Origin of the sequence: Klebsiella sp. CN_Kp097 (assembly GCF_040064495.1) — a bacterium.
GTDB lineage: Bacteria > Pseudomonadota > Gammaproteobacteria > Enterobacterales > Enterobacteriaceae > Klebsiella > Klebsiella aerogenes.
This window is the reverse complement of the sequence record NZ_JBEAIL010000002.1, coordinates 211,618-226,590: the sequence shown is the minus strand read 5'-3', so window position 1 is coordinate 226,590 and position 14,973 is coordinate 211,618. Positions and strand designations below refer to the sequence as shown.

General features: G+C 54.7%; 20 protein-coding genes and 1 pseudogene. 3 read left to right on the top strand and 18 right to left on the bottom strand.

Annotation, left to right across the window (positions count from 1 at the left end; all coding sequences use genetic code 11):
- Nucleotides 1-111: 111 nt before the first annotated feature.
- The 7 genes and pseudogenes from ABLV07_RS03310 to ABLV07_RS03280 form a co-directional block, all read right to left on the bottom strand.
- A complete protein-coding gene (locus ABLV07_RS03310; protein ID WP_348853324.1) occupies nucleotides 112-729 on the bottom strand; it encodes a tail fiber assembly protein in 618 nt (205 codons plus the stop codon).
- A complete protein-coding gene (locus ABLV07_RS03305) occupies nucleotides 729-1,226 on the bottom strand; it encodes a phage tail protein (RefSeq protein ID WP_228279844.1) in 498 nt (165 codons plus the stop codon). The genes ABLV07_RS03310 and ABLV07_RS03305 overlap by 1 nt, the downstream gene beginning before the upstream one ends.
- Nucleotides 1,227-2,057: 831 nt before the next feature.
- Nucleotides 2,058-2,603: pseudogene (locus ABLV07_RS03300) on the bottom strand (phage tail protein); the annotation flags it as partial.
- Entirely contained in the window at nucleotides 2,600-3,208 is a 609-nt protein-coding gene (locus tag ABLV07_RS03295) for a phage tail protein I (protein ID WP_032723329.1), read from the bottom strand. The gene ABLV07_RS03295 and the pseudogene ABLV07_RS03300, both read right to left, overlap by 4 nt.
- Nucleotides 3,201-4,109 (bottom strand): baseplate assembly protein, encoded by a 909-nt coding sequence (locus ABLV07_RS03290; RefSeq protein WP_348853323.1) that lies wholly within the window; start codon nucleotides 4,107-4,109, stop codon nucleotides 3,201-3,203. The genes ABLV07_RS03295 and ABLV07_RS03290 overlap by 8 nt, the downstream gene beginning before the upstream one ends.
- A gap of 6 nt (nucleotides 4,110-4,115) precedes the next feature.
- Nucleotides 4,116-4,463 (bottom strand): GPW/gp25 family protein, encoded by a 348-nt coding sequence (locus ABLV07_RS03285; protein WP_348853322.1) that lies wholly within the window; start codon nucleotides 4,461-4,463, stop codon nucleotides 4,116-4,118.
- On the bottom strand, nucleotides 4,460-5,101 hold the full coding sequence (locus ABLV07_RS03280; protein WP_348853321.1) for a phage baseplate assembly protein V: 642 nt from the start codon (nucleotides 5,099-5,101) through the stop codon (nucleotides 4,460-4,462). Before ABLV07_RS03280 ends, ABLV07_RS03285 begins: the two co-directional genes overlap by 4 nt.
- Nucleotides 5,102-5,287: 186 nt before the next feature.
- On the opposite strand from ABLV07_RS03280, the gene ABLV07_RS03275 reads away from it, so the two are divergent.
- Nucleotides 5,288-6,151, top strand: coding sequence for a hypothetical protein (locus ABLV07_RS03275; RefSeq protein ID WP_348853320.1), 864 nt, complete (start codon nucleotides 5,288-5,290; stop codon nucleotides 6,149-6,151).
- A 64-nt stretch (nucleotides 6,152-6,215) separates the two neighbouring features.
- Here the strand turns inward: ABLV07_RS03275 and ABLV07_RS03270 are convergent, their stop codons facing one another.
- From ABLV07_RS03270 to ABLV07_RS03220, 11 genes are all read right to left on the bottom strand, one after another.
- Nucleotides 6,216-6,662, bottom strand: a complete 447-nt coding sequence (locus ABLV07_RS03270; RefSeq protein ID WP_348853319.1) for a phage virion morphogenesis protein — start codon at nucleotides 6,660-6,662, stop codon at nucleotides 6,216-6,218.
- The gene (locus tag ABLV07_RS03265) at nucleotides 6,655-7,122 is read right to left on the bottom strand and encodes a phage tail protein (RefSeq protein WP_047045389.1); all 468 of its coding nucleotides are present in this window, start codon (nucleotides 7,120-7,122) and stop codon (nucleotides 6,655-6,657) included. The genes ABLV07_RS03270 and ABLV07_RS03265 overlap by 8 nt, the downstream gene beginning before the upstream one ends.
- A complete protein-coding gene (gene lysC / locus ABLV07_RS03260) occupies nucleotides 7,085-7,330 on the bottom strand; it encodes an Rz1-like lysis system protein LysC (protein ID WP_348853318.1) in 246 nt (81 codons plus the stop codon). The genes ABLV07_RS03265 and lysC overlap by 38 nt, the downstream gene beginning before the upstream one ends.
- Nucleotides 7,230-7,643, bottom strand: coding sequence for an Rz-like lysis system protein LysB (gene lysB / locus ABLV07_RS03255; RefSeq protein ID WP_348853317.1), 414 nt, complete (start codon nucleotides 7,641-7,643; stop codon nucleotides 7,230-7,232). The genes lysC and lysB overlap by 101 nt, the downstream gene beginning before the upstream one ends.
- Complete coding sequence (locus tag ABLV07_RS03250) at nucleotides 7,640-8,137, bottom strand: glycoside hydrolase family 104 protein (RefSeq protein WP_316553294.1); 498 nt, start codon at nucleotides 8,135-8,137, stop codon at nucleotides 7,640-7,642. The genes lysB and ABLV07_RS03250 overlap by 4 nt, the downstream gene beginning before the upstream one ends.
- Nucleotides 8,124-8,420, bottom strand: coding sequence for a phage holin family protein (locus tag ABLV07_RS03245; protein ID WP_032413163.1), 297 nt, complete (start codon nucleotides 8,418-8,420; stop codon nucleotides 8,124-8,126). Before ABLV07_RS03245 ends, ABLV07_RS03250 begins: the two co-directional genes overlap by 14 nt.
- A 2-nt stretch (nucleotides 8,421-8,422) precedes the next feature.
- Entirely contained in the window at nucleotides 8,423-8,626 is a 204-nt protein-coding gene (locus ABLV07_RS03240; protein ID WP_348853316.1) for a tail protein X, read from the bottom strand.
- Nucleotides 8,626-9,135, bottom strand: coding sequence for a head completion/stabilization protein (locus ABLV07_RS03235; protein WP_348853315.1), 510 nt, complete (start codon nucleotides 9,133-9,135; stop codon nucleotides 8,626-8,628). The genes ABLV07_RS03240 and ABLV07_RS03235 overlap by 1 nt, the downstream gene beginning before the upstream one ends.
- Nucleotides 9,136-9,228: 93 nt before the next feature.
- Nucleotides 9,229-9,978, bottom strand: a complete 750-nt coding sequence (locus tag ABLV07_RS03230; protein ID WP_348853314.1) for a terminase endonuclease subunit — start codon at nucleotides 9,976-9,978, stop codon at nucleotides 9,229-9,231.
- A gap of 4 nt (nucleotides 9,979-9,982) precedes the next feature.
- Nucleotides 9,983-11,050: a phage major capsid protein, P2 family gene (locus ABLV07_RS03225; RefSeq protein WP_101705473.1), complete on the bottom strand. Its 1,068-nt coding sequence runs from the start codon at nucleotides 11,048-11,050 to the stop codon at nucleotides 9,983-9,985.
- A 76-nt stretch (nucleotides 11,051-11,126) separates the two neighbouring features.
- The gene (locus ABLV07_RS03220) at nucleotides 11,127-11,981 is read right to left on the bottom strand and encodes a GPO family capsid scaffolding protein (RefSeq protein WP_348853313.1); all 855 of its coding nucleotides are present in this window, start codon (nucleotides 11,979-11,981) and stop codon (nucleotides 11,127-11,129) included.
- A gap of 165 nt (nucleotides 11,982-12,146) precedes the next feature.
- Between ABLV07_RS03220 and ABLV07_RS03215 the strand changes: the two genes are divergently transcribed.
- Together ABLV07_RS03215 and ABLV07_RS03210 are read left to right on the top strand one after the other, a co-directional pair.
- Nucleotides 12,147-13,916, top strand: a complete 1,770-nt coding sequence (locus ABLV07_RS03215; protein ID WP_348853312.1) for a terminase ATPase subunit family protein — start codon at nucleotides 12,147-12,149, stop codon at nucleotides 13,914-13,916.
- Between the two features lie 2 nt (nucleotides 13,917-13,918).
- Nucleotides 13,919-14,965, top strand: coding sequence for a phage portal protein (locus ABLV07_RS03210; protein WP_348853311.1), 1,047 nt, complete (start codon nucleotides 13,919-13,921; stop codon nucleotides 14,963-14,965).
- Nucleotides 14,966-14,973 lie beyond the last annotated feature (8 nt).

The window sequence follows — 14,973 nt, the reverse complement described above, 5'->3', positions numbered from 1 at the left end:
TGGGTGAGTAATATTTTCTGTTGTGTGGTGGGGACGGGCTATGTAATGGCGATGGCTGGCTGATGGTACAAAAGAAGAGCATAAAAAAGACGGGCATCAGCCCGCCTTCCATTATTCCGGCCTGACCGGCCACTCGATATCCGGCGCATCCTCGGTGCCTACCGCCTGAATGTCCTTAATGTAATTCATCCAGAGAATCAGGCTGGCCTTGTCATCATCACTGATGATGCCGAGCTGCAGCTCTGTTTGCCAACCGGTGATTTGCTGCTGCGCCTCAGAAAGCAGAGCCTGCTTTTGCTGTTCTGCGACGGCAATTTCATCAGCATGTTGCGCCGCCGTGTCGGTCACCCACTGGCTACCGTCCCATTTATCATACGCCGTGACAGGAGCCAGTAACGTCAGCGTATCCGGCAACTCGCCGAGAAAAGCGATAATTTCCGGTTGCCCGGTCTCAGTGCTGTAAGCCGTTAAACCGCGATAATCCGCAATAGTTTCCCATTGTTTTTCATCGGCGCTGCGCACCAGTGCAAAGCCGTCACCCGGTAATACTGGCTTATCGGCATAACTGAAAGCAGGCAAGCCCACACCCGCGGCTAAATATTCCATCGTCACCGCCTGGAATTCGCGTTGATGAGGTTCCACATTGTACACCGTGAGCCAGCCAGCAACGGTGGCAATGCCGCTTTTATTCAGTTTTGCCGTAGGTAAATCAGTGTTGTATTTGTTCATTATGCTGCTCTCACGATGTAGTTAAATGCAATGTTGCGGGGGCGCGTTTCATTTCCGCCGGTGTCGCCGGTATCTCTGCCTGCATTACCGGAATATTCGTATACAGCGCCAGTCCCTCCCCCTGCGGCATAGCCTGTAAAAAATGTAAATGCGTGGTGATGCGCTTTAAATAAATCGGACTGCGCCGAGAGAAGCGCGCGCCCTGCATCCACTCCGCGCCCGGCGTCCCATCCTCGAATAAATTCACCGCGTAAATCGGGTAATCTCCCGGAGGGATAAGCCGCTGCCAAAAATGGATACATTGCCTTGTCAAAAGTGGCACCATTACAGATAAGCCACCCTAAAGGTGCAGTTGACAGAGGCCACGGCTGAGGAATACCGACAGGTGCAATGTCAGTCCCGTTTATGACAAAGCTCCCGTTATGCCGGAACTCCAGCCATGCCGTTTTATCGCCGCCTTTGATTTCAAAGCCGATATATGACCTTTTACCCACCATTTCGGTGAATCTGATGTTGCCGTACTGACCGCCGACACTCTGCATAAACAGACCATCAGTCTGATTAAATGTCTGCCCCCCTTCGGTGTAGGAATATGCACCACTTTTGATGATGGCATCCTTACCGGGCACCTTGAGATTTTTCGCGGAAAAGTTGTCAGTCGCCCACCCGTCGGCGTTGCCCTGCATTTGCATGGTGCTGTCAGTGCTGGCGATAGGGCGTAAAAATACACCCGCTTTCGTTCCTGCTCCCGACTCGCTGCTGATAACCAGTGCACCATTCGCATTATCCCTGAGCACCGTCGCTGCACCGAGCGTAATCAGAGATTCAGTACCCGATTTACCGACCTGCAGCGCCCCCGAAACACCGAGACGCCCGTTAATATCGCCACCGGCTAAAGAGAGGTATTTCGACAACTCTGCCTGATTACCTACCCGCATCAATACCCATCCACTGCTCGTATTGTTATATCGGGTACCGATAAAAGTAATATTTGCCGAGTTGTGAGCGATAAAAATAACGGTGCAACCGTAGCTGTTGTCCCTGACACCCAAACAATGCGCGTAAACATATTCGCCTGCACCTTTCGGCAGACCATCAGGGACGTTGGTGCAGCTCTCCATTTTCAGAAGCAGAGACTGACCTGCGCGGAAAACGCGGGTTTTAAAATCAATCGCAACGGTATTAATTTTATCCGCACCCAACCCAAAACCGCCGACACCAATCACGTTACCTGCCTCTGTTCCGACATCTTTTGTCGCTGCGCTTCCCAGCTCCAGCGAGCCACGCGCTTTTGATTTGTCGGTCAGTTCTGACAGGTTATTTTTTGCCTGCAAATACTGAGCATGCGGGTTAGCCGCCGCAATGTGATTTTTCATCAGCTCATCGGCATAACCCTTAACCTCGATGGCTTTATCGTCGACATACTGACGGGTTGCCAGCACGACCGACGGGTCGATTTTTAGCGTGATGGCCGTCGTACTGGAGACAATCAGAATCATGCGAATGGTCTGCGTGCGGCCGCTCCCCTCCGCCAGTTTCGGCTTGTAGGTTTCGGGGCAGTTCGCCACGGCAATCAACACGCCATCATCATCATAGAGACCAATCTCGCGGATCCAGAAACCGCCCTCATTTTCGGGAATGATTTGTTCCGCGATAATCTGGCTGGCATTGGCCGGGTCAACGGTCAGCATATTCAGCGGCGCGATGCGCTGCTGGTTAATAAGCACTGTTTGTGCCGGGTCTGGCGTGGGTAATTTGCCGTTGGCATCGCCCACGGCCATTTGCGTCAGGTTCAGCTTAGTGCCGAGTGCGGTCGCGTTCGCCAGCCGTGCCGCGCCCTGATTGGTCAGAATGGCATAATATTTTGCTGTCATGCGTTCACTCTCAGGTTATCAATCAAATGAATAGCCGAGGCCGGATAAACACCGCCACCGACAATAATTTCTTCGGGCAAATAGGGGTAAACCGTCAGCGCATCACCGTGATAGCAGGCCGCGCCGACATACAGCTCGCCGGTTGAGCTCAGACTGATAGCCAGCCCGGTCAGGTGGCGGCTTGCCGGTTTGGCGTCTTCAATCAGGCGCTCAAGCTCCTGATACATTTCCTCAGTGATACCGCTATCGAGTACACCAACAACGAGGCGGAATGTGCCTGGCTCCTCGTTGAGCTTCCACCACTCGCGCACCTCAATCAGATAGCCGAGCGGCTCAACCACCCGGCGCAATGCGCTGATGGTGCCTTTGTGCTGATGGACAAAAAACGAGGAGGCACAAACACTGCGCTTTGTCGCCTCCGGCCACGTCTCATCCCACCGGTCAACCGACAGCGCCCACGCCAGATAAGGCAGCAGATTGACCGGGCAGGTGCGCCAGTTCCATAACGTGCGCAACGGTACCGGCACGCGCTGAATCTCAGCGAGCGCGGCAGCGGCGGCGACTTCCAGCGGCGACGAGCCGACGGGTAACAGCCGGTCACTCATCTGAGCCCCCGATAGTTATCCGGTGCTCGGTACAGTTCGACGCCTGCGACTTACTCAGCACGATATCGGCCTGCGGTGATGCCAGTTCGACACGCTGCACCCCTTCGACATGCAGCGCGGCATAAATGGCTGACAGCCGGATATCGCGCCCGAGACGGTGCTGCGCGCTGATGTAGCTCTGCAGCTTCTGCTCTGATGCCTGCCTGATCGGCTCAGATTCGGGACCGGGGTAAACGTAGAGCGTCGCGTCAATCTGGTACGGCACAATCTCGGCTGACTGGACGGTCACCCGGTCGGCCACCGGGCGCACATCTTCGGCATTCAGCGCTTTATCAACAATCGCCAGTAAGTCAGCGCTGGCGGTACCGTCACCCTCACGTGATAACACGGTAATCGTCACACAGGCTGGCGACGGGCTTTCGACCGAGACGTCAGCGACCCGCCCGTCGGCACTGCGGCCGTGATATTCATAGGCACCGACCGGCCCCGCCACGCTCAATCCCTCAAATGCCTGTTGCGTGCGCAGGCGCAGGTCGGTGTCGGATTCCATAACGGCAGGCGTTGGCGGGATAGTGGTGTCATCTGCCGGTGTGATGGTGAGGCGCTCGGTATTATTGTTTCCGGCCACGACGTCGAGGTCGTTACCGGTTGAATACGCCAGCGTCACCGCCTGCGCGGCTTCGTTCACCCGCTGACGCCAGATAACCTCACGGTAGGCGTTTTCCTGCAGCAGCTTAACAATCGGCTCTGACTCAAGCGTCAGCGTCCGGGCGATGGCCTCCTGCTGGTTTTCGGGATAAAGTGAAATCAGCGTCGCAATGCGTTCCGCAAGGATGGTTTCATAATCCAGCACCTCAACCACACCGGGAACGGGTAACTGACTCAGGTCAACAGTCGCCATAGTGATTTAACTCAGTGAAAGGGTTGTTGAAACTGACGCGCCGGTATCGGTTCGCGCCCCGGTAATGTCGACATACATTTCGCCAGCCTCGCCGGTCTCAAAGCTGATGGCGGTCAGGCGTATGCGTGGCTCCCACTTCTGGATCGCCGAATAGCACGCCACCATGATTTGCAGCCTGAGCGCGGGGTTTTGCGGCATATCAATCAGCGCTGACAGGAGCGAGCCATATTCACGGCGCATCACCCGCGAGCCGACCGGCGTCAGCAGAATGTCGCGCATGCTCTGGCTGATATGCTCGGTGTCGCTGATGCCGAGGCCGGTATTGCGGTTCATACCCTGATAACGCGCCGTCATTTGGTACCCTCCGTCCAGCTACCGCCTTCTTGCACGCCGCCGTGACCGTGGTCATCCACCTGCACGCCATTTGATTTAAATGTCCCGTCGGTGTGCTCAATGTTGCCGCGCATGGTGCCGCCTTTCTGCACCTCAATCGTGCCGGTGGTCAGCTTGTTGGTACACACAACCTCGGGAGTATCGAGGGTGATGCGGGTCTTCGCTTTCACCAGCACGACCGGCACGGTCGCAGTGATGGAATCCGATGCCGTCACGTCAGCCGTTTTGATGCCGCTAACCGTCAGCGCGCCGGTCTCTGGCTCATATTCAATCACCGCGCCATCAGGGAAAGTCACGTGCCACGCATCCGCCGAGGCAGACGGGGCGGGGTTATCATCGGAGAAAATACCCGGCAGCACGAAAGCGGTATCGAGCTCGCCGCCAATGGCCAGCAGCAGCACCTGCTCACCCACCGAGGGAGCCCACCACGTGCGCGAACGACCGGCGCGGGTGGTCAGCCAGTTCAGCCATGTAGTCTGGATCCCGCCACTCTGCACCCGGCAAAGCCCCTGCGCGGTGTCGACCTCGGTCACCACACCTGAGCGGATTAAATTCCGGATAGCTCGAGCCAGTTCTTGAATGTTGTTTAGTGTGTTCATGTAGCGATAATGACGCAGTTAAAACTATGCGGCTATCAGGGGGGAATTGCTCAGCAATGGAACAACAATCATCAGGGTGCTAGACCTTAAAAAACAGGCTTGTTCAAGATCTTCAGTCCATTTACACTTGATTTAATCTCGTCAGAGATGGAATTCTAAAAACCAGATTATAATTCAGGATTAAAAATGGAAGAATCTAAAAGAATACGTCAATTAAAAGAAAAGCTCATAAACGAACTACCTTTTTTTCCAAATGAAAAATCAATACGCACCGAGCTAGAAAATCAAAGCTTAAATGGAGTTTTAATCGCTTACCTCCATTGGAAAACAAGAATTGTACCTACCCGTCGAAGGAAAGTTCATATATCCCCAGAGGTAACGAGTGATAAAAGATGGAAAACATTAAAGTCTGGTATTCATGGCTTATTAGATAAGGTGAGAAAAGGTGAAGACTTGTATCCTCACCTTTCATTGAGAGCACATAAGTATGGCTACACTTCTGTTGAAAGAATTCGCAATGGAGAAGTTGATTCATGGGAAGACAAGGATCAATTATTAAATACAAAAGGTTTTCATCATTTTCATTTAAGCATGGATATCCAAAGCACTGGTTTGGGCGTAAGGACGAATAGTGTTCTTTTCGCCTTCGTTTCTCGCGACCAATTTCATGCAGTTGGGATATTTGATCATAGCGTATTTGATAAGCCAGATATTTTTAATGGCATGACTGAGGAACGTGAAAGAATGTGGGCCCTACATGAAAAGTACACCACATTCGGAATGAAACCCGGAACAGTTTATATGAATAATCCGATAACAACCTCCGGACATCCTGTAAGCCTTATCATGCTTGCCGATCGTTATGCTGCAATCATCCGAGAATATGATCAGAAGGCGGAACAAAGAACTTTTATAAATGAAATTTATGCTCAAAGCCCATTTCCATCTCCAGAAAGGTATAAGCTTGAATGGAGTATAGAAGGTTTAGATCTTGTTCTTTTTGATAGAAAAAATAGAGTGGCCTTTAACATCTATAAGGCGTACATTTAAGTATGTGAAAATATTTTTATCTGCTGCTAATATTTCATCAGCAGCAGATAATTAATAAATGATCTTAGGAAAAATACTGCAAGATCACTCCCTCCATCAGCGTAACTTCATTTTGACTGAATCCGAGCAGAGGGCGTGCCTCGTACTGCACATCGCGACTGTGAGGGTTTGGCCGGTCTTTGAGGCCGTAGTGATGCACACGCGCCATGCGCTGCACTTTGCCGGTAAATTCCACCACCGCTGCACTGTCACTGCCTTTGGCTTTCATAAAGCGGTTAGTGCGCAGTTTGGCGAACATTTCGCGCTTAATACGCCCTTTCTTGCTCCGCACCGGCTGGCGCTTTCTCACGGCATACGGGGTGCCGTCGGGTGCCTGCTGTCGCTTAATGCGTTGTTGCTGACTGGCACGCAGCTTTTTCGCAATGTCAGCCGCCATTTGCCGACGCGCCGCCGGGGACAGGCTGGCAATCAGACCGGCAAGACGTTCCTGCAGTGCGGTTAACTCACTCATCCCACTTACTCACCAGTTCGCCGTTAACGTACAGCTCTACCGGGCGCGTCACTGGCTCAGGCAGCGGCGGCTCAGGGGCATAACTGACATGCAGCGCGCCGTCGACCTCTTTGACGAGCGTACGCTCGGTGAGCCTCAGGCTGATACTAATATCGAGCGAATCGTCGTTATTGATATCAATAATCCAGGTGAATCCCTTTTCCCGCCCCTCGTCGGTGGTCATGATGTCTGGCTGATGTTCGCGCAGCCATGCCTGCACCGGGACGAAAATCAAATCGAGGTCGCCGGTGAAGTCGGTCACCACTACGTTAAGCACATACACCTTTTCAAACGACAGCGAGCTCGCCAGTCGGGAATCGGTATGCCCGTTATCGGCGAAAAGGCGCAGCATATCGGGGTTATTTCGGAGCTGCGGCACGGCGTTAATCAGCGCTTTGCGCAGGCTTTTGTGCTTCTGCATCGAGTTCATCCTGACAGTGTTTGACGGTTTTGACCTGCAGCGCGCAGGCGGTCAGCGCCCCCTCAAGGCGGCGTATATCCGCGCTCAGGTCGCCATTTGTTTTCGGGTCACTTCCCGGCATCGGGCAAAGGCTCACCCTCGGGCATCCGTTGACCACAATCACCGGCGCTGGCGCAGGCGATGCGGGTGTGCAGCCGACGCACAGCATCAGGCAGAGCAGCGTTATACCAGCGGCGAAAGGCTTCATTTTCATTGAGTAACCTCGTAATTGTCTGCTCACGGCGACTGGCTTCTGCACTGGCCTCTGCGAGCTGTTCGCGCAGTGCTACCTGCGCGGATTCATTGCGTCTGGCGAGCTGACCGGCGACACTGAGCTGATTTTTCAGCATGCCAATCGTCGTCTTTTGCTCGCTCGCTACGCGGTTTGCCGTCTCAAAAGAGCGGGATAAATTGCCGTTCTCATGGCGCAACCACAGCAGACCAAGCACGGCCAGTACAAGGAGCGTTATCAGGATTTTCATGCCATCACCCCGCCAGCTGTGCGCCAGACGGTCACCAGTTTTTCGAGACTGTGCTCACGCTGGCCATAACCGGCACCCGGTAATGACGCCCAGATATTGCGGCAGCGGGAAATTGCACGTTCAATACGCCCCGCCTTAATATCACCAATCGCGCCACGCTCCATGATTAACTGAATCGCAAGCTTGTCCTGCGACAGTGGGCTGAAATCCGGTAATGCGAGCTGTTTCTGATAGTGCGGCCAGTATCGATAAAGCTGTTGATAACGCCCGGATGCCGTGGATTTTTCGCCCAGACGGTTAAACACTTTCGCGGGTCGGCCATGCGCGAAAGGGTGGTCGCTGTAATCGCTGAAAATCTCCGGCTTGCCATCAAGGCCAGTGACAATGACGTCGTAACCACGATTTTTTGTCAGTGGATGCGTCGCCGTTCCTTCTGAATACGCCAGCATGTCCAGAAACGCGGCGATATTCTGATGAGTATTAATGACCGGCATCACTCTCCCCCTTTTGCGATTTAAAGCGGCGCTGAATGGCGATTTCCACGACCTGATAACCGGCGATGCCAAGCATGGATCCAATTCCACAGATAGCAGGCAGGGACATGTCAGGAAATTGCACCAGAACCACACCGGCGACCATCGAGACAAAACCACCGAGCAACATGCGACCGATAAACAGGCGCGGGGTGATGGGCTCACCACCGGCCAGCACTTTTCCGACAACAATCATCGCGCCAATCAAAAATAACGACAGGACGCCTTTTTCCCCTTCTGTCATGGTTACTCCCAAAGATTGATAGTTTCAGTTACGGGTGACGATGCCACGTCGGGCAGGTCAATCGCCGTGCCATGCGGCAGAATAACGCCCAGCTCAGACAGACCCGGATTAGCCTGCAGCACCGTCTCGACAACGCCCTCAGTACGCCCGTAATACCGGGCGCAAATCGCGTCGAGGCTATCGCCCTGCATCGCATAGGCTTTCATCAGAGCTGACCCACGATGCAGCGAGGCTTATCCTGCAGGCGCGCGATTGACCAGCGCATATCCCGCCACAGGTCATCAATGGTGGTTTCGACGCTGTCGGCTTTTTTGTCACCCTTGCCGGTAGCCTCAACGCCGCGATAACGCTCATAGAGGGTGGCGGTTGTCATCGCCGTCACGGCGCTGAGGTAGTGGAAAACGCGCACATTCTCGCCGTCGATTTCCTCGGCGTCAGGCACATCGGCCAGTTGCTTAACCCCTGCGGCAAGCTGGCGTAGCCGGTAGTCGTAAAGCTCCGCATTGGTTTCCGCCATGCCGGTCTTGATAGCGTTACGCAGGCGCGCATCGGACACCGTCTGCTCAAGGCGCATCAGCTCGCGCACCCGCTTCGGATCCACATCAGGAAAAAAGAACGTGTTTTTAATCACTGCGTCGCCCGTCTCGGGGGCGGGAATCACCACGCCCGGAATGTCCTGCAGTTCATCGGGCTGATTCAGTATCACTGTCGTCATGACAACCTCGTTAGGTTGGGCGGTGGACGCCGGTCGCCGTCAGGGTCAATACCCGCTTTGACCGGCGTGCCGCCCGGCTCGGGGAGCGTTCAGTTAACCGGCGGTTTTAACCGCCTTTGGTGGGCGCCCGCGCTTTGCCGCCGGTTTGGTGGCGGGTTTGCGCGTGCGCGGTTTAGTTGTTTTACGGGGTGCCGTTTCTGGTTTTGGCTTCAATGCGCGTTCCAGTTGCTCAATCGCTTTGCGTACACCGCCGTTGCGGTCGAGCTGCATAGCGCGCTGAAACTGTGCCAGCGCCTCCGCGCTCTGACCGGCATCGCGCAGGGTCAGGCCGGTCACTTTATGCAGACGGGCGCGCACCATATCGGGAACGTCGGCACCGTCGGTCAGGTCGATGGTGGTCAGCAGTAATGCGAGGTCGACAGGCTCACCTGCATCGCGCAGGCGCTGTGCGGCAAGTGCCACCTCTTCAACCAGCATGTAAGGCGTCGTGCGGCGATGGTCAGAGGTGAGGCCGTATTTCAGCACATAAGGGGCTATTTCCAGCGCGCCAGCGATATCACCGGCGTCGAGACGCCACAGCATGACGGTCATCACAATGTCATCCTGTGCACCACGGCCATCAGCCAGCACACCGGCAACCCACGGCGTATAGAACGGCAACAGCTCGCGCTTTTTCTCGGCTTTGCGCTCATTTGAACGGATGTTTTTTAACGTGCGGCGGTCTTCGGCCAGCTTTACCAGCATCTGCTCGTAGGCGGTTGCATGGCGCAGCGGGGCTTTTTCCCGCTGCGCGGCTTCTGAGGCCGAGACCCGCATAATGTGACGCTGTGCGGGGCTCATCATGGGTTTACTCTCCGCTTTCCGGTGCTGCAGGAGCGGTGAATTCGCCCAGAGTGATATTTTCCAGCAGGCACCCGGCGGCATACGCCTCGACCACATAATCGATGTTCATCGACTCGTAGTTTTCCACGCGGTCGCGTTTGGGGTTTTCGATGACTGAACGGCGATGACTATCATCCATGAAGTAGATAGAGAGGTTTTCCAGCGTGGTCACTAACACCGCATTCGCCGGGAAGTAGGGCACGCGCACGGCTGGCAGGTTGCCAATGCGCTTCTGGCTGATAATGACGTCTGCCGCAAGCGATTCGCTGTTTTCCTGCTGTTTATTAACCAGCGGGAAATATTTATCGGCCAGTAGCTTGCGACCAACAATAGCAACCAGTTTGGTTGAGTCCTGATAAACCTCATCAATCAGGGTACCTGTCGCATCCATTACCAGCGCGTCGAGGTTCTCATAGTCGCCGTTTTTGCCAACACGAATCACATCGGAAACGACCTTGCCGTCAGCATCGGTGATTTTGCTCATCACGCGTGCCGGGGCTTCATTACGGTACTTCTGCAGCCAGCCGACCGCCACATCCTGCAGCATTGGGTTGGTTTTGCGATTCGAGGTCGGTGCACGATGAGTGCCGTTAAAACCGGCCATGATGAAATCCAGTGCCTGACGCTGGATAATGGCGTCGCGAATGCGGCGCTGGAAGTCCTGAAAACGCGCCCACAGGTCGAGCGTTTTATAGCGCAGGTGGAAGTCAAAGTTGACCTGATCGCACTCATACTTATTGGACTCAAGCGCGACAAAGTCAGATGTTTCGCGCTCATCGTCGCCAGAGGTGTCGGTCGTACTGGCAATAGTGCCATCTACTCCCACACCGATTTTTTCACCTTTCAGTTCATCAACCGGAAAAATGTTAATCATCTTCAGAAACGCGGATGACGCCTGCACGGTGTTCATCAGGGTTTGCGTAACGGACGGTTCGACGGTGAATTTTTTGCTGACGTCTTCAACGCTGATGCCGTTCAGTTTGGCGAGCTGGCTCAGATAGGCATTGAATTTAAAACGGGTTTCCTGACGCATAGTATTTCCTGTTTGAATTAATTGGTTAGTCACAGCATCGGGCGGGGTCGCCGCCCGGTTTCAGACCTGCGGGTTATCAGCAGTCGGTCAGCAGCTCATCGCCACCGCCGCCGCTGGCTTTTGCGCGTCGCGGCTGGCTGAAACTTTCGGTTTTATCGAGGGTGGTTTTCAGGACGGAAAATGCCTGGCTGGTTTCTTCAACCTTGCCGGTCAGTTCCTGTTTGAAGGTCGCAAATGCGGTTTCTATATCGGAAATACGCTTATCCTGTGCGGTCAGGTTGGTCTGCACATGCTCGCTGACGGTGGTCACCGCTTCATGCACATCATTCAGGCGCGCATCGTCGCTGACCTGTTTGCGGCTGAAAATGGCGCTCACCTTATCGACCAGACTGTTAAGCACCGTGCCGGGGACGTCTTCAAATTCCAGTTCCGCCAGAGTGGCGACGGAAAAGACGTTTTCAGGATTGGCCTTAAAGCGCTGCAGCGGGTTGTATTTCGCGGTGCGGCAGAATTCGAGGTATTCAGTACCGAGGCTTGCCGGGTCATCGGTGACCGCAAGACCGACAAGATAGCACTTGCCGGTATTGGCAAAATTCGGCTGAATTTCCATAGAGGTGTAGACCTTCTGCGCAGCTTTATTCAGCGCGACAAGGTCATCGGTCGGGGTAATTTTGGCGAACAATGCCCATTTGCCGTTCAGCGCGGAATCGTCGTCAATCTTCTCGGCTTTCAGCTCAACAACATCGCCATAACGTTTAAATACGCCATCAGGCAGCAGACCGCGAATGTGTTCGAGATTGATGCGGCTACCATAGACTCGCGGGTCATAGGTTTCGGCCATTTCCTGAATATCATTACCGCTGAGAATTCGCCCGTCGCAGGTGTCACCCTCGACGCCGATACGAAAGAACTTTGAGACTTTTTTTGCCATTGTCAGGAGTCCTGAGGTTGTGGTTACGGGTCACCGCCAGTTTCCAGACTCAGACCACCCTCAGCCACCTGTCACGACTGGACAACCGCCCACACAACAGCACCTTAGCGAATCACTGACGGCCATTAAGTAGCCTTGCCCTGAATCCATTACGGCGAGGCATCAATGACCATTTCCACCGATACAACCTTGTTGCATGACCCGCGACGACAGGCATCGCTGCTTTACTGGCAGGGCTTTTCCGTGCCACAGATTGCCGAAATGCTGCAGGTCAAACGCCCGACCGTGCAGAGCTGGAAGCAGCGCGACGGCTGGGACGGTATTGCACCGATTTCCCGCGTCGAAAGCAGCCTTGAGGCTAGGCTGATTCAGCTCATCGTTAAGCCACAAAAGTCAGGCGGCGACTTCAAAGAGATTGACCTGCTCGGGCGGCAGATTGAGCGACTGGCGCGCGTTAACCGCTACAGCCAGACCGGCAACGAGGTCGACCTTAACCCCAACGTTGCCAACCGCAACAAAGGCGAGCGTAAGAAACCGAAAAAGAACTTTTTCAGCGACGAGGCTATCGCAAAGCTGGAAGAAATATTCTTCGACCAGTCTTTCGAGTATCAGCTGCAGTGGTACCGCGCAGGGCTGGCGCACCGTATTCGCGATATTCTCAAATCCCGCCAGATTGGCGCGACGTTCTATTTCTCCCGCGAGGCGCTGCTGCGCGCGCTCAAAACCGGCCATAACCAGATTTTCCTGTCGGCCAGTAAAACGCAGGCTTACGTGTTCCGCGAGTACATCATCCAGTTTGCGCGACTGGTCGACGTCGACCTGACCGGCGACCCGATTGTCATCGGCAACAACGGCGCAAAACTGATTTTTCTCGGTACCAATTCCAACACGGCGCAGAGCCATAACGGCGACCTGTATGTCGACGAAATTTTCTGGATCCCGAACTTTCAGCGTCTGCGCAAAGTCGCCTCGGGCATGGCCTCGCAAAAACACCTGCGCTCAACCTATTTTTCGACGCCCTCCACGCTGGCGCATGGCGCTTACCCCTTCTGGTCTGGCGAACTGTTCAACAAGGGGCGCAGCAGTATCGCCGAGCGTATCGATATCGATATCAGCCACACCGCGCTTGCCGGTGGTCAGCTCTGCGACGACGGACAGTGGCGGCAGATTGTCACCATTGAGGACGCGCTTGCCGGTGGCTGCACCCTGTTTGACCTTGACCAGCTCAAACGCGAAAACAGCGCAGAAGACTTTAAAAACCTGTTTATGTGCGAATTTGTCGACGACAAAGCGTCGGTGTTCCCGTTCGAGGAGCTGCAGCGCTGCATGGTCGACGTGATGGAATCATGGGAAGACTTTGCCCCGTTCGCCGATCATCCATTCGGATCCCGCCCGGTCTGGATTGGCTACGACCCGTCACACACTGGCGACAGCGCCGGGTGCGTCGTACTCGCGCCTCCGGTGGTCTCGGGTGGCAAGTTCCGCATGCTGGAGCGCCATCAGTGGAAAGGCATGGACTTTGCCGCACAGGCAGAGGGGATCCGCAAGCTGACCGAGAAATATAACGTTGAATACATCGGCATTGACGCGACCGGCCTCGGCCTCGGCGTTTATCAGTTGGTGCGCTCATTCTTCCCGGCAGCGCGCGGTATCCGTTACACACCTGAAATGAAAACCGCAATGGTGCTCAAGGCAAAAGACACCATTCGCCGCGGCTGTCTGGAATACGATGCCGGGGCAACCGACGTCACGCAGTCGTTTATGTCCATCCGCAAAACCATGACCAGCAGCGGCCGCAGCGCCACCTATGAGGCCAGCCGCACCGAGGAAGCCAGTCACGCCGATATCGCATGGGCAACCATGCACGCCCTGTTAAACGAACCGCTTTCTGCCGGTAGCGGCATGCAGCCTAAATCTATTCTGGAGTTCAATTAAAAATGGGTAAGCAAAAATCCCGTAAAGCCGCTGCGCAGAAGGCCAGCAAGTCACAGCAACTGACCGCCAGCGCACCGCCAAAAACAACAGCGTTCACCTTCGGTGAGCCGGTGCCGGTACTCGATAAGCGCGATATTCTGGATTACGTCGAGTGCATCAGTAACGGCAAATGGTACGAGCCGCCGGTCAGTTTCTCCGGGCTGGCAAAGAGCCTGCGCTCTGCCGTACATCACAGCTCACCGATTTACGTTAAGCGCAATGTGCTCGCAAGTACCTATATCCCGCACCCGTTGCTGTCTCGTCAGGATTTCAGCCGCTTTGCTCTCGATTATCTGGTTTTCGGCAATGCATTTCTTGAGCAACGCCACAGCGTCACCGGCCAGTTAATCAAACTGCTGGCCTCACCGGCCAAATACACCCGACGCGGGGTCGACGACTCGATTTTCTGGTTTGTGGAAAACTTCACTCAGCCTCACGAATTCGCCCCTGATACGGTTTTTCACCTGCTGGAGCCCGACATCAATCAGGAGATTTACGGTCTGCCGGAATATCTCAGCGCGCTTAATTCCGCCTGGCTGAATGAATCCGCGACACTATTTCGCCGCAAGTATTACCAGAACGGCGCGCACGCGGGTTACATCATGTATGTGACCGACCCGGCGCAGAGCGCGACCGACGTCGAATCGCTGCGCGAGGCGATGCGTAACTCGAAGGGGCTCGGCAACTTTAAAAACCTGTTTTTCTACGCTCCCGGCGGTAAACCGGACGGCATCAAAATCGTGCCACTGAGCGAAGTCGCCACAAAGGATGATTTTTTTAACATCAAGAAAGCCAGCGCCGCTGACCTGATGGACGCGCACCGTGTTCCATTCCAGCTCATGGGCGGCAAGCCCGAGAATATCGGCTCACTCGGCGACATTGAAAAGGTGGCAAAGGTATTCGTGCGTAACGAGCTGTCACCCCTGCAGGACAGGTTCAGGGAGGTAAACGACTGGCTCGGCATGGAGGTCATCAGGTTCAAAGAGTACACCCTCGACAACCCGGAATAGCTTAGGCC